The sequence below is a fragment of the Marinomonas sargassi genome, assembly GCF_025716875.1.
Taxonomy (GTDB): domain Bacteria; phylum Pseudomonadota; class Gammaproteobacteria; order Pseudomonadales; family Marinomonadaceae; genus Marinomonas; species Marinomonas sargassi.
Window position 1 is genome coordinate 1 of record NZ_JAOVZB010000005.1, and the last position, 20,013, is coordinate 20,013.

The following is a 20,013-nucleotide window of genomic DNA, read 5'->3' on the forward strand; positions in this document are numbered from 1 at the left end:
AAACACCAACTTACTTAATAAAGCGAATTGACGTGTTTGACTCTCGTGTAAGACTTCAATTTTTTTGAAAGTCTCCAGCGAGCGCCCACACAAATTATCTGATTATCTATTTTAAAGAGCGTTGCTATACCACTTGCAGCTACTTGAATCACCTAGTTACTAAATAACTAAGTAGAAGCACTGCCCGTGTCAGCGAGGGCGTATATTAAGGATCTACAGAAACAATGCAAGAACTTTTGGTAGTTATTTTAGCTTTATTCCTATTTAGTTTTAGACACTTAGCAAAACACCAAGCATCGATCAAAAAACCAACAACAAACACACAAACCACCCCTAAAAACAAAAAAGCCCTTAACCAAAGGTTAAGGGCTTTTTAAAAATACCTATTAAGTAATATTAACTAACCACCTACATAACTAAGCATTACACCAGCAGCAACAGCAGAACCGATAACACCCGCAACGTTTGGCCCCATCGCATGCATCAACAAGAAGTTTTGCTTGTTTGCTTCCAGACCTACTTTGTTAGCAACTCGCGCTGCCATAGGCACGGCAGATACACCCGCTGCACCAATAAGAGGGTTAATATCTTCTGCTGAGTACTTGTTCATGATCTTAGCCATGATAACACCGGAAGCTGTACCAATAGAGAAAGCCACCAAGCCTAAACCTAAGATACCCAAGGTCTCAACATTTAAGAAATCTTCTGAGCTAAGCTTCGAACCTACACCCAAGCCCAAGAAAATAGTAACTGTATTGATCAAAGCATTTTGAGCTGTATCGCTTAAACGATCCACCACACCACACTCTTTCATTAGGTTACCAAAGCAGAACATGCCTAATAGTGGAGCAGCACTTGGCAAGAACATAGCAGCCAAAAGAATTACCACAACAGGGAATATGATCTTCTCTTTCTTCGAAACGACTCGCAACTGAACCATTTTGATCGCACGCTCTTCTTTAGAAGTAAGTGCTCTCATAATTGGCGGCTGAATCAATGGAACCAATGCCATGTACGAATAAGCGGCAACAGCGATAGCACCCAACAAATCAGGAGCAAGTCGACTCGCAACAAAAATCGCCGTAGGACCATCTGCACCACCGATAATACCGATTGCTGCAGCATCCGCTAAAGTGAAGTCCATAATTCCAGCAGCACCCAGCACCACTGCACCGATAACCGTTGCAAAGATACCAAACTGAGCAGCTGCACCTAACAGAAGTGTTTTAGGGTTAGCTAACATTGGACCAAAGTCCGTCATAGCACCCACACCCATAAAGATAAGCAATGGGAAAAGACCTGTTTCAATACCACCATGATAGATGTAGTACTGAAGGCCACCCGGGGAAACCAAGTGACCCGCTGCATCATAAACAGGAGCGGCCATAAAGCCAGCCCCCGGAATATTAACCATGACAGCACCTATACCAATAGGCAGTAGCAACAAAGGTTCAAAGCCTTTTTTTACAGCCAGAAAGATCAGTATAAGACCCACACACATCATCACAAACTGACCCAGCTCAAGCTGGTAAAAGCCAGTATCATGAAGCAAATTTAGTAGCTTATTTTCCATCTCTAAATTTTCCTAGATTACAAAGTAAGAAGTGTGTGACCAACTTGTACAGAGTCACCTTCTTTCACGTTAATGGAACCAACCACACCAGACTTAGGAGCTGAAATCTCAGTTTCCATTTTCATGGCTTCTAAAATCATAACTGTCTCACCTTCTTCGACTTGCTGACCAGGAGAAACAAGTACTTTAAAGATGTTACCAGCAAGAGGAGATGGAACAGCCTCACCTGAAGATGCAGCAGGAGCAACTGGCGCCGCAGCTGGAGTCGATGCAGAAGCGGCAGGTTGAATAGCACCAACAACACCACCTTCAGTAACCTGTACAACATACTCTTCGCCGGAAACAGATACTGTGTAAACCCCTTCACCACCAGGAGAAGAGCTACCCACACTAGCCGAGTCTACAGTCGAATTTGCAATAGGCGCAGGCTCAAAGGCGCTTGCATCACCACGGTTCTGTAGGAACTTCAGACCAATTTGCGGGAACAAGGCATAAGTAAGAACATCATCAATTTGGCCATCCGCCAACTCAATGCCTTTCTCTTTCGACAAACCAACTAACTCTTCTGTTAGCTTATCCATTTCTGGAGACAGCAAATCAGCAGGGCGACATGTGATTGCTTCAGCGCCATCAAGAACACGAGCCTGAAGATCCGCATTAAATTCAGCAGGAGCAGCACCGTATTCACCTTTCAATATACCAGCTGTTTCTTTAGAGATAGACTTGTAACGCTCGCCTGTTAATACATTCAATACAGCTTGCGTACCCACAATTTGAGACGTTGGAGTAACAAGAGGAATTAGACCAAGATCTTCACGCACTTTAGGTATTTCTTTTAGCACGTCATCAAACTTATCTGCCGCACCTTGCTCTTTTAACTGGTTTTCCATGTTAGTCAACATGCCACCAGGAACTTGTGCAATAAGAATTCGAGAGTCTGTGCCACGCAGAGAGCCTTCAAACTTAGAGTATTTTTTCCTTACATCACGGAAGTAAGAAGCAATATCTTCAAGCTGAGCTAAATCTAAGCCTGTATCACGGTCCGTACCCTGTAAAGCTGCAACAACTGACTCTGTTGCACTGTGGCCGTACGTCATAGACATTGAAGAGATTGCAGTATCGACACGATCAATCCCTGCTTCCACAGCTTTAAGAATCGTCATATCAGACAAGCCAGATGTCGCATGGGCATGTAATTGAACTTCTAAGTGTGTTTGTGCTTTCAGAAGACTAACTAACTCATAGGCATCATAAGGAGTCAAAATACCTGACATATCCTTAATCGCGATAGAGTCCGCACCCATATCTTCTAGGGTTTTCGCGTAATCTACCCAGTTCTGAGTCGTATGCACTCGACTCTTAGTATAAGAAATTGTGCCTTGAGCATGTTTACCTTGTTGCTTAACCGCCTTAATAGCTGTTTCTAGGTTACGCGGATCATTCATCGCATCAAAAATACGGAAAACATCCACACCATTAAAGGCAGCACGCTCAACAAACTTATTTACAACATCATCTGCATAGTGACGGTAACCCAACAAGTTTTGACCACGAAGCAGCATTTGCTGAGGCGTATTTGGCATCGCCTTTTTCAACTCACGAATACGCTCCCATGGGTCTTCTCCGATAAATCGAATGCAGGAGTCAAAGGTTGCTCCGCCCCATGATTCAAGTGACCAGAAGCCAACTTTATCAAGCTTTTCAGCAATAGGAAGCATGTCATCAATACGCATACGGGTAGCGAATAGAGATTGATGAGCATCACGCAAAACGACATCTGTAATGCCAAGAGGTTGCTTAGTGGTTGTCATGTTTCAGCCTCAAAAGATCTGGATAGTTAGTAGTTTAAGAGTTTTTGTTGTTTCTATAGTGGTGCACTGCCGCCGTAATTGCTTCCGCAAGTTTCGGATCCACTTTACTTGCAGCAGGTGCAGCAACTGGCTTCGCACTTGGCGCAGCAACAGCAACATCTGGAAAAAATTGGTTGAGTAGACGAGACATAAAGCTCGTCGCAACAATTAAGATACATAGAAACAGGAACACAAAGCCCATTCCCAATACCATTAACCCAATACCGTCTCCGAGTAACCCATTCATAGCATAGTCACCTTTTACTATTACCTTGTTTGTGCTGATCAAATATGATCAGATGCACATTCAATGCATAATTAATATTTACACTGTGTTTTTTACCACAAACCAGAACAGTTTCATATTTTTTTTGCGTAACAGTTTGATTTTTATTACCTACCACCCCTTCAAGACCTCATTTATTTTGAAAGACACACAAACAAAAGAAACGATCACTTTAGCTGTTGCCCCAATGGAAGGTGTAATGGACCACACAATGCGGGAACAACTGTCCCTAATCGGCGGAATGGACTACCTAGTATCCGAGTTTGTTCGGGTTACCCAATATCCGATACCAACCCCTACTTTTCGACGCTTAGTACCCGAAAACACAAATCAGGCAAAAACCAAATACGGACACCCAGTCCACACTCAAATACTAGGCAGCAACCCAGAGCTGATGGCAGAAAGTGCAAGCGCAGCAATTAACGCTGGAGCAACACACATCGACGTCAACTTCGGCTGCCCGGCAAAAAGAGTAAATGGACATGGTGGAGGGTCGGTATTACTACAGGATTCTGAAAGCCTCCACAAAATAATGCAAAGCATTCGCTCTCACATACCTACACACACACAGCTATCAGCCAAGATACGATTAGGCTATGAAGATGAAAGCTTACTATTTGACAATGTTGCCGCAATAGAAGCAGCAAACACCAACACCTTAACCATACACGGCAGAACAAAAAAAGATGGTTACAAGCCACCTGCACGTTGGGAAAAAATAGGGCAAATAAAAAACAATACTAAAATGATCGTTGTGGCAAACGGTGACATCACCAATATTGAGTCTCTATTAAAATGCCAATCTATAACAGGCTGCTCACACTTCATGATAGGGAGAGGATCTTTAAATAACCCTTTCATATTCCAAGACCTAAGAGCCGCACTAGACAATAAAGAGATAAATACACGACACGAAGACCTAATACATCTATTCCAAAGCTACACACTAAAGCTACAAGAGCATTACGATGAAGTCGCCACATTAGGCAGGCTAAAGCAATGGTGTGGACATTTAAGACTTGAGTTCGACTTTATCAAAGACAACCTGCAAGAATTAAGACGTAGCAAAAGCACAAAAGAAATCAACGAGAAAATGATAGAGATAAGAGCAAGGAAATAAGAGTTAGAAAGAAAAATAAGAAATGGTGCACCCGAGAGGATTCGAACCTCTGACCGCTCGGTTCGTAGCCGAGTACTCTATCCAGCTGAGCTACGGGTGCATAGAAAAATATTAAACTCACAATAGAGAATCAATACTTAAAATAAGAAACTTAAGAAATGGTGCACCCGAGAGGATTCGAACCTCTGACCGCTCGGTTCGTAGCCGAGTACTCTATCCAGCTGAGCTACGGGTGCGTAGCAAAAATTTCTAAAAGCATCCAAAAAGGATTGTTTTAAATGCTTTGGGGGAATGGTGCACCCGAGAGGATTCGAACCTCTGACCGCTCGGTTCGTAGCCGAGTACTCTATCCAGCTGAGCTACGGGTGCAAATTCAGTACTCCAACCTTTCTAATAAACTGGATGTTTAAAAAGGTTACTTGAAATGGCGGAGAGTGAGGGATTCGAACCCTCGATGAGTGTTAACCCATACACCCTTAGCAGGGGCGCGCCTTCAGCCACTCGGCCAACTCTCCAAACAAGTGCGGCGTAGTATATACTGCCAAAAAAAACTGTAAAGACTTTTTGAAACTTTTTTTAAAAATTAATCTTCAGAGCTTTCATCTTGTTCTTTTTGTATACGAAGATAGATTTCTTCACGGTGCACAGATACATCTTTAGGCGCATTAATACCAATACGAACCTGATTACCTTTTACACCTAGTACAGTGACAGAAACCTCATCACCAACCATTAATGTTTCACCAACACGACGAGTTAAAATTAGCATAAATAATTCCCTGTTAAATTTATTTTTCTAGTTAGGCAGATTGCCCTACAAGCAATGTAGGACAATCCCTACAAAATGAATTGTAGCCTCTAGTTAAATTTTAACCAAGTGTTTATTTATTTTTTTTGTAACGACCTAAATTAACCCTTGCTAACACCGTAAGCACTAGTATCTAAACCAAATGCAGAGTGTAAAGATCGAACAGCTAACTCCATATACTTTTCATCAATAATAACTGAGACCTTAATCTCTGACGTTGATATGAGCTGTATATTAATAGACTCCGCAGCCAAAGCTCTAAACATGGTACTAGCAACACCGGCATGGGAACGCATCCCTACACCAACGATAGAGACCTTCGCAATTTTGGCGTCAGAAAACACATCTTTGGCGCCTAGCTCTTTCGCGACATTATTCAAAACCGATAAAGCATTTTCATATTCATTGCGATGCACAGTAAAAGTGAAGTCTGTTGTCCCATCCACTGAAATATTTTGAACTATCATATCCACTTCGATATTCGCATCACTAATAGGACCAAGGATACGCGCAGCTACACCAGGGATATCCGGAATACCTTTTAACGTCAACTTGGCTTCATCTCTATTAAATGCAATACCAGAAACTGCTGGCTGCTCCATACTGTCATTCTCCTCAGCTGTGATCAAAGTACCTTCGCCCTCTTTAAAACTGGACAACACACGTAACGGCACCTGATATTTTCCGGCAAACTCAACCGAACGAATCTGCAACACTTTTGAACCAAGACTGGCCATTTCTAACATTTCTTCAAAGGTAATTTTTTCTAAACGACGAGCACTATCAACCACCCTAGGATCTGTTGTGTATACACCATCAACATCGGTATAGATCTGGCACTCGTCCGCCTCTAAAGCGGCCGCCAGAGCAACTCCGGTTGTGTCCGAACCACCACGCCCAAGAGTAGTAATATTCCCTAACTCATCAGCACCCTGAAAACCTGCAACAACAACCACTCGACCAGCATCTAAATCTAGCTGCATCGCCTCTGTATCAATCTTCTGAATACGCGCTTTACCATGAGCGCTGTCTGTTGTAATACGAATTTGTGAACCCGTATAGGAACGAGCCTCAAGACCTCTTTTGTGTAATGCCATAGACAAAAGAGCAATGGTTACCTGCTCCCCTGTAGAAAGCAAAACATCCATTTCTCTCGCACTGGGGGCTTCTGAAATATCTTTAGCAAGGCCAATAAGGCGATTGGTTTCACCACTCATCGCAGAGACAACGACAACAATATCGTCTCCCTGCTCCCTATGCCTTTGCACCCTATCGGCGACAGCTTCAATTCGCTCCACAGAGCCAACCGAAGTACCACCGTATTTTTGAACTAATAGAGCCATAATTTATTTATCTACCTACAAACACTTAAGCAAGATGCATTAAAATTTTTCTGCAACCCAAGCTGGCACTCGAGCAAGCACACTTTCAATACCTGCTGGGTTACTACCACCCGCTTGCGCCATATCAGGACGACCACCACCTCTACCGTCTACTAGAGGCGCTACTTCTTTGATCAAGTCTCCTGCTCTTACTTTTTTCGTTAATTCTTTGGTCACGCCAGCAATCAAACTCACCTTGCCATCATTAACAGCAGCTAAAACAATCACAGCGGACTCAAGCTTACTTTTCAATTCATCAAGTAAATCGCGAAGCTCTTTCGATTCAGCAACTTCAACTTGAGCAACAAGTAATTTACCACCGTCAATATCAACCGCTTGAGATGCCAAATCAGCTCCTGCCAATGCCGCCATCTTGCCTTTTAAGAGATCCAACTCTTTCTGCAAAGAGCGTGCATGATCGTTTAATGCTGTCACTTTATCCAAGGCGTTCTCTTTATTACCTTTAACTAAAGCAGCTACATTATTAAGTGCTGTTTCCGTTTGACGAGTACTGTCAATGGCTGTTTTACCAGTAAAAGCCTCTATACGACGAACACCTGCAGCAATACCACTCTCTGCAACTATCTTGAATAAACCAATATCGCCCGTACGCTTAACATGGGTACCGCCACATAATTCAATAGAGTAATCAGCGCCCATTGTTAAGACACGGACTTCACTGTCGTATTTTTCACCAAACAGAGCCATAGCACCTTTCTGTTTAGCAGACTCTATGTCCATGATTTCTGTTTCAACTTCACGGTTAAGGCGAATTTGCTCATTCACCATATCTTCCACTTGCTCAATTTCTACCGCGGTTACCGCTTCAAAGTGAGAGAAGTCAAAACGCAATTTATCTGGATCTACTAGAGAACCCTTCTGAGAAACATGATCACCCAACACACGGCGTAAGGCTTCATGTACCAAGTGGGTTGCGGAGTGATTCAGTGTTGTAGCAGAACGTAGGCTTCGATCCACTTCACCAGTAATCAAATCACCCACTGACAGCGAGCCTTCTTTTAATTCGCCTTGGTGCAAGTGCGCTTTATTTTGCTTAGTAGTATTAAGTACCTTAAAAGCACCAACACCACGCAGCCAGCCTTTATCGCCAACCTGACCACCAGATTCACCATAGAAAGGCGTGCTTTTTAAAATAACCGCTGCAGATTGACCGGCTTCAATAGACTCAACAGCCACACCATCCACTAAGATAGTTTCGACTTCACACTGACCTTCTAAATAGTCATATCCAGTAAACTCAGTGACGCTATCGATAGTGACACCACCGGACATATCCATGGAGAAGTTACTAGCAGAACGCGCTCTGGTACGCTGGGCTTCCATCGCAACTTCAAAGCCCTCTTCGTCAATTTCCAGCTCGTTCTCGCGGGCAACGTCGTTAGTCAGATCAACAGGGAAGCCGTATGTGTCATACAGTTTAAAGACTGTTTCACCTGGAATGACTTTTTCATCCCCTAGCTGACTAATAGCGTCTTCTAGAATTTTCATACCCTGATCAAGGGTTTTCGCAAACTGCTCTTCTTCCTTCAATAAGATAGAAGCCACTCGTTCTTTTAGCTTACGCAGCTCTGGGTAGGCATCACCCATTTCAACATCCAACGCCTCAACCAAGGTATGAAAGAAGACGCCATTTTGCCCCAGTTTATTGCCGTGACGAACCGCACGTCGAACAATACGGCGAAGCACATAACCACGCCCTTCATTGGATGGCACAACACCATCAACAATCATGAAAGAACATGAACGGATATGATCGGCAATAACTCTTAAAGATTGAGAGGTTAGGTCGTCGGTGCCAACCGCTTTCGCCGCAGCAGAAATAAGGTTCTGGAATAAATCGATTTCATAGTTACTGTGAACACCCTGCAAAATGGCAGCGATACGCTCAAGCCCCATTCCCGTATCAACAGATGGTTTAGGCAGAGCAGCCATTTCGCCACTGGCAGAACGGTTAAACTGCATGAAGACCACGTTCCATATTTCAATGAAACGGTCGCCATCTTCTTCTGGAGAACCTGGAGGCCCGCCCCAAATGTGTTCGCCATGGTCATAGAAAACTTCTGAACAAGGGCCGCATGGTCCAGTATCACCCATAGCCCAGAAATTATCAGACTGGTAACGGCCGCCTTTATTATCCCCAATACGGATAATCTTATCTTTCGGCAAGCCTATTTCTTTGTGCCAGATATCAAAGGCTTCATCATCTTCCGCATAAACAGTCACCAGAAGCTTTTCTGTTGGCAACTTAAGCACAACCGTCAGAAACTCCCACGCATACCCAATCGCTTCTCTTTTGAAATAGTCACCAAAACTAAAGTTACCCAACATTTCAAAAAATGTATGGTGACGAGCCGTATAACCTACATTCTCAAGGTCATTGTGCTTACCACCGGCTCGAACACAACGCTGAGAACTTGTAGCTCGAGTATATGGGCGAATATCATCCCCCAAGAAAACATCTTTAAACTGAACCATACCGGCGTTGGTAAACAACAATGTAGGATCATTTCCAGGCACCAATGAACTGGAATCTACAATCTGGTGTTGCTTACTTTCGAAGTAGGATAAAAATGACTGGCGTAATTCAGAACTCTTCATAATAGGGTGAGTCTCTATCTCTATATTTTTGAACAAATTGGATTGCGTAATGGGCATACATATAGACGCCCATTCTGTGCACTAAAAAAACACAAAATAGTACACTCAAAAGGTAGGTATTTTCAAAAGAAAGTGGTGAAAATTTAGGCTTATTTCATCGGAAGTGTAATTAATGCACATTTTCTAGAAAAATAGTGGTTAAACAAGGCCTAAAAAGTACTTTCTAGGCCTTATCAATTTGGAATTAACTCTCTGATTCACCTTCTTTATATACGTAACGTGGGCGAGTGGTCATTCTTGCAACTAACTCGTAGCCTATAGTGCCAGAAAAGTCAGCCACTTCTTCAACAGGAACATCGTTACCCCAAAGTTCTACATCCTGACCAATTAAAAGGTTGTGAGTATCGCTTGAGGATTTCACCGTAACCATATCCATGGACACACGACCTACTAGCGTTGCAGGCACGCCGTTTATTTTTAAAGGCGTTCCAGTTTGCGCATGTCTTGGGTAGCCATCGCCATAGCCCACTGCAACAGTGGCCAATTGATGGTCTTCTGTCGCCTTGTAGGATAAGCCATACCCTACACCATCTCCTTCACGCAATTTTCGCACCGAGATAACTTTCGTTGTTAGCGTCATTGCGGGTGATAAACCAAGCTGTAGCCCTGTCAAACCGGCAAAAGGAGAAATACCATAAAGCATGATTCCCGGACGAATCCACCCACCCTCAGGCACCGACCATTTCATGATTGCCGAAGAATTAGCAACGCTTGTTGCGATATCATCTCCCACATCACGACAAACCATTTCAAAGCGTGTTAATTGCTCCATGGTCGTAATATCAGACAAATCATCAGCACTGGCAAAGTGAGTCATTAACAAGACTTCGTCAACAAGACCACTTTCTTTTAGTTGTTCAACAAAGCTTGGGGCTAATGACGGCTCTAGACCCAATCTATGCATGCCAGTATCGACTTTGACAAACACCTTGCCGATTTTCGCTTTACTCTCTAAAAGCCAATCTAACTGGCTTTGATTTTCTATAGCAGCCCAAAAGCCTTTTTCCTGACAAATGGCCCACTCATCAGCTTCAAACACACCTTCTAAAAGCATAATGGTCGATTTTACACCCGCATCACGGACGACAAGAGCTTCGTCGATAGACGCCACTGCAAAGGCATCCACTTCATCATCAAGGTAGGTCGCAACCTTGACGGCACCATGTCCATAGGCATTACTTTTGATAACAGCAAAGGCATTGCAGGTTGGATGAAGTTTTTTTGCATATTGGTAATTACGCTTAATACTGTTCAGATCTATCGTTGCGGTGAGCGGCCTAGCCATTAATTTCCCTTACTACTGACAACGTCCATCACAGAGCAATGGACATAAGTTACTATTTCTAATGATCCTATAATATCGGTAATGGGCACCCTAGAGCCACCTTATAGATCACTTTCCCTTAAGAATTTCCCATTAAAATGACTAAGCTCCAGAGTAAACATGAGCTAATTTCAGCCTCGGCAGGTTTCAAACAGGCAATTTACAACGATAAATGCGCCATTAGACCTCCTGTTCAGCAATATGGAAATGCTAGAATATCGACATAAAAAGCATTAGAGGAAAATATGTTTAATCAGCATAAATCGGCATTTGATCAAGCGTTAGCCCTGCTCAACCATAGGGAACACAGCGCTCACGAAATTGAAAAAAAACTTGAAGCCAAGGGTTATGAAGAGGCCGAAATTTCGACAGCCATTCAGAAGCTTCAAGAAATCAACTATCTAAATGACGAAAGATTCGCTGAAATCTTTGTGCGCAGCAAAATCAACAGACATCTAGGAGCCAATAGAATATTACAAGAACTCCAGCAAAAAGGGATTAGTAGTCAGATTTCCAAAATCGCCATTGAAGAGGCCGAAGTTGATTGGTTCGAGCTTGCCAGACAAACAAAAGAGAGTAAGTTCGGGGAGCATAAGTACAAGGACTTTAAAGAAAAAGGGAAGCAGTTTCGTTTTCTACAATACAGAGGATTTAGTTTTGATCAAATCAACTATGCACTGTCGCCTAATGATGAATAAAAAAAACGCCAACTTAGAAGCTAAGTTAGCGCTTTCAAAAAGTTTGAATTAAAGAGAATTTAGTCTTCTAGCTCTTCTTCACTTTCTTCTGCTGAGTTACTTTTCACTGCTAATAGTTCAGCACGAATTTTCGCTTCAATTTCTTGAGCAATTTCTGGGTTCTCGGTTAAGAACTGTGCTGCATTTGCTTTACCTTGGCCAATTTTATTACCACCGTAGGCATACCAAGCACCCGCTTTATCTACAAAACCTTGCTTAACACCTAGATCAATAATTTCGCCCATACGGTAAATACCCGCACCGTACATGATCTGAAATTCAGTTTGCTTGAACGGCGGCGCAATTTTGTTTTTCACCACTTTCACGCGGGTTTCATTACCAATCACTTCATCGCCTTGTTTAACAGAGCCAATACGACGGATATCAAGGCGAACGGAAGAGTAGAATTTAAGTGCGTTACCACCTGTTGTCGTTTCAGGACTACCAAACATAACACCGATTTTCATACGAATTTGGTTAATGAAGACCACAAGACAGTTAGCGCTTTTAATAGAACCTGTTAACTTACGCATTGCCTGAGATAGCAAACGCGCCTGTACGCCAACAGAAGAGCTACCCATTTCACCCTCAATTTCAGACTTAGGCACCAAAGCGGCAACGGAATCAACAATAACCACATCAACGCTGTTTGAACGTACTAGCATGTCAACGATTTCTAATGCTTGCTCACCTGTATCAGGCTGAGATATCAGTAAATCAGCAATATTAACACCCAATTTTTCAGCATAGGCTGGATCCAGTGCGTGCTCAGCATCAATAAAAGCACATGTTTTACCTTGTTTTTGTGCTTCCGCAATAACACTCAAAGTCAGTGTTGTTTTACCTGAAGACTCTGGGCCATAAATTTCACAGATACGACCATAAGGCAGACCACCAGCACCTAATGCAATATCCAAACCTAACGATCCAGTAGAAACCGTGTCGATATCCAGTTTGGCACCTTCGCCCATTTTCATGATGGCGCCTTTACCAAATTGGCGTTCAATTTGTGATAATGCTGCGTCTAGCGCCTTTTTTTTGTTATCTGCAATAGATGACATGTTAAAGTCCTTATGGCTAATTTCGATGTGGGTAACTTTATCGGGGTTTAAATAGAATTTCAAGAAAATACTGTATATAAAAACAGTATTTTTAAAAAAGACTAAACAGACATCATTTAAAGCATGCTTTTAGGCCATTTAGAGCCTCAATAACAGCCTGCTCACGCACACTTTCCCGGTCGCCTTCAAATTGAAATCGTGTCACAACGGCTGCCTTACCTTTCCTTAACCAACCTATATAGACGCACCCAACTGGCTTTTCAATCGAACCACCGCCAGGACCTGCCACACCACTTACCGCAATAGCCACATCACCACCAAGTAATAAAGCCCCCGCACACATCTCTTTCACGGTTTGTTCTGATACGGCACCAAAAGACGCTAAGGTATCTTGCTGTACCGACAAACCTTGGACTTTAGCTTCATTAGCATAACTAATCACACCACCATAAAACCAAGACGAACTGCCGGCTATTTCAGTACAAGTTGCCCCTATCAGGCCGCCTGTACAGGACTCTGCCGTCACTAACATACTGTTATGAGCTTTTAATAGCTCACCAACCTCTGTAGCCAAGACAACTCGATTTTGTCTTTGATTCATAGTGTCTATACCTTAAATCCTAAGAAAATATCCCGTAGAATACCCCTCTATTTTTTAGATCACAATTGAGCCGTAGAAATGAGCAAAAAATCAGCTGACAGCCATACACCCATGATGCGCCAATACTTTGGCCTTAAATCACAGCATCCAAATCAACTGCTGTTTTATCGTATGGGGGATTTTTACGAGCTCTTTTATGATGACGCCAAACGTGCCGCACAATTGCTCGACATCACCTTAACGGCACGTGGTCATTCAGGCGGCTTACCTATTCCTATGGCTGGCATACCTTTCCATGCTGCAGAAAACTACATTGCTCGATTAGTTCGTATGGGTGAGTCAGTTGTCGTGGCGGAACAAACTGGTGACCCTGCCACAAGCAAAGGCCCTGTAGAAAGACAAATTGCTCGTATCGTTACCCCCGGTACTATTAGTGATGAAGCCTTCCTTGAAGAAAAACGAGAAAACCTTTTACTGTCTCTATCTCATCAAAGCCGAAAAGGGCTTGATGTATTCGGCTTCTCCTATTTGGATATGGCCAGTGGTCGTTTTTGCTTATTTGAAGTGGACGGCCATGAGTCTCTTAGCAGTGAACTGCAACGTTTATCCCCCCGTGAGATCCTTATCTCAGAAGACTTTCCAGCCAGAGACACAATCAATCTAGAAAAAGGCATCTGTGAATTAGGCCCTTGGCACTTTGATTATGAATCCAGCTACCGTCAGTTAATTCAGCAATTCAATACGAAAGATTTATCTGGCTTTGGTTGCGAAGCATTAACCGCCGCTATTGCTTCTGCTGGCGCTTTACTTCAATACGCCAAAGACACTCAACGCTCCGCTTTACCGCACATTCAATCCATTACCGTTGAGCACAAAGACGATTCTGTTCTGATTGATGGTGCCACTCGCCGCAACTTAGAAATTGATATCAATTTAACTGGTGGTACATCCAACACGTTAGTTGAAGTATTAGACTCCTGCGCCACGCCTATGGGTAGTCGTCTATTGAAACGCTGGTTACACACCCCCATTAGAGACTTGCAAGAAATCAAAGAACGCCAAACCGTTGTTGCAGAATTGAAAGAGAAACACCTGCATTTTGATTTTGAAGCCAGCTTAAAGAAAGTTGGTGACCTTGAGCGAATCCTTTCTCGTGTCGCATTAAGGTCCGCTCGGCCACGAGATCTATTACGCCTTCGATTTGCTCTCGAAGTACTGCCAGAGATCAACAGTTTGCTTACCCCCCTAAGTGCTCAGAGGCTAGCAGACTTGAACCAGCGCATTATTGCTCAACCAGAATTAACAGACACCCTAACTAAAGCTTTGGTAGAAAACCCTCCGTCGGTTGTTCGTGACGGTGGTATTTTTGCTAAAGGCTTTGATGATGAGCTAGATGAACTGCTCTCCTTATCCAGCAACGCGACAGACTTTTTAGCCGAAATGGAACGTAGCGAAAAAGAGCGCACTGGTATTAGTTCCTTAAAGGTAGGCTTTAATCGCGTACATGGTTATTACATAGAAATCAGCCGACTTCATTCAGAACAAGCCCCCGTTGAATACATCCGTCGCCAAACACTGAAAAATGCCGAGCGCTTTATTACGCCTGAGCTAAAAACCTTTGAAGATAAAGCACTCAGTGCAAAATCTAAGTCTTTAGCACGTGAAAAAGAACTCTATGAAAACTTACTCGATTTGCTTAACAACTCTTTAAGAGAGTTACAAACCACCAGCCAAGCACTCGCTCAATTGGATGTACTGAGCAATTTCGCCTTACAAGCAGACAAACTTAACTTCGCCTGCCCTGAGCTTCATAATAATAGCGGCATTAACATAATAGGCGGCCGCCATCCTGTCGTGGAGTCTGTGATATCAGAACCTTTTGTCCCTAATGATCTGGATCTACATGATGGGCGATCTCTGCTGATGATAACGGGTCCAAACATGGGTGGTAAATCCACCTATATGCGTCAAATCGCGCTAATTACCCTACTAGCTCACACCGGTAGTTTCGTACCAGCAGAAAGTGCTTCCATATCTGTTGTCGATCGAATCTTCACGCGTATGGGGTCATCCGATGACCTTGCCGGTGGCCGATCTACCTTCATGGTGGAGATGACAGAAACCGCCAACATTTTGAACAATGCGAGTAAAAATAGCTTGGTTCTAATGGATGAAGTGGGTCGAGGAACCAGCACATTTGATGGACTATCTCTTGCTTGGTCCGCTGTAGACTTTTTAGCACGTGAACTACAATGCTATGTGCTATTTGCAACTCACTATTTTGAACTAACAACACTGGCTGACCAACTAGAGAACGCAGCTAACGTCCATCTAACAGCGACAGAATATGAAGATGAGATTGTATTCATGCACAAGGTTCATGAAGGACCGGCAAGTCAATCATATGGCTTACAGGTAGCTCAGCTTGCTGGCGTGCCTCGCAATGTCATTAGCCATGCAAAGCTTAAACTTCAAGAACTAGAAGTGACAACCGGCATAGAATCTTCAGAGAAGGCTCAGCCAACAAACCAAACCAAGAAAGGGATTCATCATCCTATTGAGAGCACACCTCTACAAACAGACTTATTTGCTATGGCCGAGCAAAACGACTTGAAAGCTCAAATAAGTGAACTGGATATAGATAATATGACGCCAATTGAAGCGCTCAATGCTTTACACAAACTAAAGTCCGAGCTTAACTAATTAAATTGATCTCAAGCAAACAACAAAGATCATTAGTAATTCTACGGTAGAGTATTAGTATTACTCGCTTGCTGAAAAATGATCTACACACTTAAAATAAGCGTAATTAATCATTATCGCTTAAAGGAGAAGTCGAATGGCTTTTATCGTGACCGACAACTGCATACGATGCAAATACACAGATTGTGTTGAGGTCTGCCCTGTAGACTGTTTCTACGAAGGTCCAAACTTTTTAGCCATCAACCCTGATGAATGCATAGATTGCTCATTATGCGAGCCAGAATGTCCGGCTAACGCTATTTTTTCTGAAGATGAATTACCAGAAGAGCAAGAAGTGTTTTTAGATTTAAATCGAGATCTTTCGATGATTTGGCCAAATATATCAGAGAAAAAAGACTCTCTCCCTGACGCTTCCGAATGGGATGGTGTAGAAGAAAAGCTAGAGCATTTGGAGCGCTAAAGACTTCTTCTTAAAAGTAGTGAAAAGCTTATGCTCAGTGCTTTCTTACACATAAACCCTATACCCAAAAACAAAAAAAGGGCGACTATTTAGTCGCCCGTCTTTGCTTAAAATCCTTTTAAGCAACTCATCCTATGAGTAAACATCACTGTCGCTTCTTCCTGAAGCATCCAAACTCTCCTTGCCACAGCACATCCTGATACTGTGTTATTTCCCTATTGAGCCATCCAGTGCCCTAATTCCTTACCACCTTCACTGGCGTATCATTCCGCAATCCTTGCGTTTTCATCCATGAATATCGTTTGGATGTGTTTAATGTAACAAACTTTTTAGCTTCGACAAAAAACTCAATAAAGCAGAAGTTTTATTATTTATTCTTATATATCAATAAGATGAATCAAAACCACACAACTCTAGAACTATTCTTCACAAAACAAATCGAAAGAACTTACAATGATGTAAGAATAAGATTACAAAGAGAATTGAAAATATGCCGGTTAGGCTTTTTAAAAGCATTCAATTACTCGCTTTAATATCTCAGACAGCCGTCTATATTTATTTTTACCTGTCCAAAAATTGTCATTGGGGATGACCAATAAAATTGGTAATATAGACAAACTCGATAAAACATAAAAATTCATGGGGATACAATGCCAACATATCGTTCCAAAACCACCACTTCAGGCCGTAATATGGCTGGTGCACGCGCATTATGGCGAGCAACCGGCATGAAAGATGAAGACTTTCAAAAACCTATTATTGCCGTCGCTAACTCTTTCACGCAATTTGTACCAGGTCATGTACATCTAAAAGACATGGGACAACTTGTTGCTCGTGAAATTGAAGCAGCAGGAGGTGTTGCCAAGGAATTCAACACGATAGCCGTGGACGATGGTATTGCTATGGGCCATGACGGCATGTTGTACAGCCTGCCTTCTCGTGACTTAATTGCAGATTCTGTTGAATACATGGTCAACGCACACTGTGCGGATGCATTGGTTTGTATTTCTAACTGCGACAAAATCACACCTGGGATGCTAATGGCGGCAATGCGCTTAAACATCCCTGTTATTTTTGTATCTGGCGGCCCAATGGAAGCTGGTAAAACTAAACTTGCTGAGAATAAGCTTGATCTAGTTGACGCCATGGTTATTGCCGCTGACCCAACTGCGACAGATGAAAAAGTAGCTGAATACGAACGCTCAGCCTGCCCAACATGTGGCTCTTGTTCTGGTATGTTTACAGCCAATTCCATGAACTGTCTAACTGAAGCGCTAGGATTAAGCTTACCGGGTAACGGTACAACATTGGCCACTCACTCGGATCGCCGTCACTTATTCCTTGAAGCTGGCCGACGTATTGTAGACATTACTAAACGTTTTTATGAAAACGACGAAGCAAACTGGGCACCACGTTCAATTGCCAGTTTTGATGCTTTTGAAAATGCCATGACTCTAGATATCGCTATGGGTGGGTCAACCAATACCATTCTTCATCTATTAGCGATTGCTCGAGAAGCTGGCGTAAACTTTACAATGCAAGATATCGATAGACTATCTCGCAAAGTCCCTCAGCTATGTAAAGTAGCTCCTAACTCGCCAAAATATCACATTGAAGATGTCCATAGAGCGGGTGGTATTTTCGGTTTGCTAGGTGAACTAGACCGAGCTGGATTACTCCATAACCAATGTCATACAGTGCATGCAGCTACTATGTCTGAAGCTCTGGAAACATGGGACATCATGCGCTCACCTACACCGGAAGTTATTGAGTTTTATAAAGCAGGTCCTGCTGGTATCCCAACTCAAACAGCCTTTAGTCAATCTACTCGTTGGCCTTCACTAGATGGCGACCGCCAAGACGGCTGCTTCCGTTCCATTGAACATGCGTTCTCACTGGAAGGTGGACTTGCTGTTCTTTACGGAAACATAGCTCTAGATGGCTGTGTAGTAAAAAGTGCCGGTGTTGATGAGTCTTGCCTAGTGTTTGAAGGACCAGCTCACATCACAGAATCTCAAGACGAAGCGGTTAAAAATATTCTCGATGACAAGGTTGTCGCCGGTGAAGTGGTAATCGTTCGTTACGAAGGACCTAAGGGCGGCCCGGGCATGCAAGAAATGCTATACCCAACGTCATACATCAAGTCTAAAGGTCTCGGAAAAGCCTGTGCCCTACTAACAGATGGTCGTTTCTCTGGTGGTACTTCAGGCCTATCCATTGGTCACGTCTCTCCAGAAGCAGCAGCAGGCGGTGCCATTGGTTTAGTACAAAGTGGTGACATCATCCGTATCGACATTCCAAATCGTACTATTGATGTACTATTAAGTGATGAAGAGCTTCAAGCCCGTCGTGATGAAATGAATTCACGAGGCTCAAAAGCATGGAAACCAGTTGAAGAGCGTCCACGTAAAGTGACTCCTGCTCTTAAGGTGTTTGCTCACTTTGCTACTAGTGCAGACAAGGGTGCGGTACGCGACATTAGCTCTATAGACTAACAGTCAGTACACCATATTAAAAAGGCCGCTGCCATATAGGTTTCGCGGCCTTTTTCATTAAATTAGATCATATATAGGAAACATCATGCTCAGCTATCGTCATATTTATCATGCAGGTAATCACGCCGATATTTTAAAACATTTGGTGGTGAGCCAAATATGTCGACACCTTATAAAAAAAGAGGCGCCATTTTTTTATTTAGATACTCATGCTGGCATTGGTCAATACCCTCTAGATTCAGAACAAGCACAAAAAAACAAAGAATTTCAGTCAGGCATAGCTAAATTATTGTCAGAAGATAATTTACCTGAGAGCATTGAAGCGTTGCTTGATATCGTTCGAGAAATGAACCCGAACGGTCAATTAGAGGTTTATCCTGGCAGCCCTAAAATCGTAGATTATTACGTACGCCAAAAAGACAAACTTCATCTTTGTGAGCTGCACCCAAATGACTTCCCTACCCTTGCCGCATTGTTCCCAAACAAGCGTAAGGCCAATGTAGTAAAAGACAATGGCTTTGCTGCTGTGAAAGCTATGCTGCCTCCGCCTCAAAAACGTGGCTTCGTTTTGATGGACCCACCTTATGAAGTTAAAAAGGACTACCAGTATGTGGTCCAAGCTCTACAAGAAGGTCAGCAAAGATTCCCACAAGGCACTTACGCAATTTGGTATCCTGTGTTAAATAGAAGGCAAGCAGATAACCTTTTAAAATCCGTAAAATCCACAGGCATACGCAACGTACTCTTACTTGAACTCTGTATACGTAATACAGAAAAAGAACGAGGTATGTCAGGTAGTGGTATGATCATTGTTAACCCGCCTTGGACATTAGAAAAAGAAGCAAAAGAATTTTTACCTTTTTTGCAAGATACATTGGCGGAAGATAACGATGCTGGGTATCAAATCACATGGATTACACCAGAATAGAACTTA

Annotated in this window: 15 protein-coding genes and 4 tRNA genes; 6 read left to right on the plus strand and 13 right to left on the minus strand. The window is 42.9% G+C overall.

The genetic code is table 11. The annotated features are described in order from the left end of the window. Positions 1-400: 400 nt before the first annotated feature. From OFY17_RS10790 to OFY17_RS10800, 3 genes are read right to left on the minus strand one after another with little or no spacing between them, the layout of a single operon-like run. Entirely contained in the window at positions 401-1,573 is a 1,173-nt protein-coding gene (locus tag OFY17_RS10790; protein WP_263530749.1) for a sodium ion-translocating decarboxylase subunit beta, read from the minus strand. 17 nt (positions 1,574-1,590) lie between these two features. Continuing rightward, positions 1,591-3,384: a sodium-extruding oxaloacetate decarboxylase subunit alpha gene (gene oadA, locus OFY17_RS10795; RefSeq protein WP_263530750.1), complete on the minus strand. Its 1,794-nt coding sequence runs from the start codon at positions 3,382-3,384 to the stop codon at positions 1,591-1,593. Positions 3,385-3,418: 34 nt separating this feature from the next. Continuing rightward, positions 3,419-3,670 carry an OadG family protein gene (locus tag OFY17_RS10800; RefSeq protein ID WP_263530751.1) on the minus strand — a complete coding sequence of 84 codons (252 nt, stop codon included), beginning with the start codon at positions 3,668-3,670 and terminating at the stop codon, positions 3,419-3,421. A 178-nt stretch (positions 3,671-3,848) separates the two neighbouring features. Here OFY17_RS10800 and OFY17_RS10805 point away from each other — a divergent pair, with 178 nt between their 5' ends. Further along, positions 3,849-4,829: a tRNA dihydrouridine synthase gene (locus OFY17_RS10805; protein WP_263530752.1), complete on the plus strand. Its 981-nt coding sequence runs from the start codon at positions 3,849-3,851 to the stop codon at positions 4,827-4,829. A gap of 23 nt (positions 4,830-4,852) precedes the next feature. On the opposite strand, the gene OFY17_RS10810 is transcribed toward OFY17_RS10805, so the two are convergent. The 8 genes from OFY17_RS10810 to alr form a co-directional block, all read right to left on the minus strand. Then, positions 4,853-4,929: transfer RNA gene (locus OFY17_RS10810), tRNA-Arg, on the minus strand. A 59-nt stretch (positions 4,930-4,988) separates the two neighbouring features. Beyond that, positions 4,989-5,065 (minus strand) — tRNA-Arg (locus OFY17_RS10815). A gap of 56 nt (positions 5,066-5,121) precedes the next feature. Next, a tRNA-Arg gene (locus OFY17_RS10820) sits at positions 5,122-5,198 on the minus strand. Positions 5,199-5,254: 56 nt separating this feature from the next. Further along, positions 5,255-5,344: transfer RNA gene (locus tag OFY17_RS10825), tRNA-Ser, on the minus strand. A gap of 68 nt (positions 5,345-5,412) precedes the next feature. Then, positions 5,413-5,598 (minus strand): carbon storage regulator CsrA, encoded by a 186-nt coding sequence (gene csrA / locus OFY17_RS10830; protein ID WP_263530753.1) that lies wholly within the window; start codon positions 5,596-5,598, stop codon positions 5,413-5,415. A 140-nt stretch (positions 5,599-5,738) separates the two neighbouring features. After that, the gene (locus OFY17_RS10835; RefSeq protein ID WP_263530754.1) at positions 5,739-6,980 is read right to left on the minus strand and encodes an aspartate kinase; all 1,242 of its coding nucleotides are present in this window, start codon (positions 6,978-6,980) and stop codon (positions 5,739-5,741) included. 39 nt (positions 6,981-7,019) lie between these two features. Beyond that, positions 7,020-9,638: an alanine--tRNA ligase gene (alaS, locus tag OFY17_RS10840; protein ID WP_263531075.1), complete on the minus strand. Its 2,619-nt coding sequence runs from the start codon at positions 9,636-9,638 to the stop codon at positions 7,020-7,022. Between the two features lie 244 nt (positions 9,639-9,882). Further along, a complete protein-coding gene (alr, locus tag OFY17_RS10845; RefSeq protein ID WP_263530755.1) occupies positions 9,883-10,983 on the minus strand; it encodes an alanine racemase in 1,101 nt (366 codons plus the stop codon). A 284-nt stretch (positions 10,984-11,267) separates the two neighbouring features. On the opposite strand from alr, the gene OFY17_RS10850 reads away from it, so the two are divergent. Next, a complete protein-coding gene (locus tag OFY17_RS10850; protein WP_263530756.1) occupies positions 11,268-11,720 on the plus strand; it encodes a regulatory protein RecX in 453 nt (150 codons plus the stop codon). 59 nt (positions 11,721-11,779) lie between these two features. Here the strand turns inward: OFY17_RS10850 and recA are convergent, their stop codons facing one another. After that, the gene (gene recA / locus OFY17_RS10855) at positions 11,780-12,820 is read right to left on the minus strand and encodes a recombinase RecA (protein WP_263530757.1); all 1,041 of its coding nucleotides are present in this window, start codon (positions 12,818-12,820) and stop codon (positions 11,780-11,782) included. Positions 12,821-12,932: 112 nt separating this feature from the next. Continuing rightward, positions 12,933-13,421, minus strand: coding sequence for a CinA family protein (locus tag OFY17_RS10860; RefSeq protein WP_263530758.1), 489 nt, complete (start codon positions 13,419-13,421; stop codon positions 12,933-12,935). Positions 13,422-13,499: 78 nt separating this feature from the next. Here OFY17_RS10860 and mutS point away from each other — a divergent pair, with 78 nt between their 5' ends. From mutS to OFY17_RS10880, 4 genes are all read left to right on the plus strand, one after another. After that, a complete protein-coding gene (gene mutS, locus OFY17_RS10865; protein ID WP_263530759.1) occupies positions 13,500-16,124 on the plus strand; it encodes a DNA mismatch repair protein MutS in 2,625 nt (874 codons plus the stop codon). 136 nt (positions 16,125-16,260) lie between these two features. Next, positions 16,261-16,584 (plus strand): ferredoxin FdxA, encoded by a 324-nt coding sequence (fdxA, locus tag OFY17_RS10870; protein ID WP_263530760.1) that lies wholly within the window; start codon positions 16,261-16,263, stop codon positions 16,582-16,584. A gap of 650 nt (positions 16,585-17,234) precedes the next feature. Beyond that, entirely contained in the window at positions 17,235-19,079 is a 1,845-nt protein-coding gene (gene ilvD, locus OFY17_RS10875; RefSeq protein WP_263530761.1) for a dihydroxy-acid dehydratase, read from the plus strand. Between the two features lie 85 nt (positions 19,080-19,164). Further along, the gene (locus OFY17_RS10880; RefSeq protein WP_263530762.1) at positions 19,165-20,007 is read left to right on the plus strand and encodes a 23S rRNA (adenine(2030)-N(6))-methyltransferase RlmJ; all 843 of its coding nucleotides are present in this window, start codon (positions 19,165-19,167) and stop codon (positions 20,005-20,007) included. The last annotated feature ends 6 nt before the right edge of the window (positions 20,008-20,013 follow it).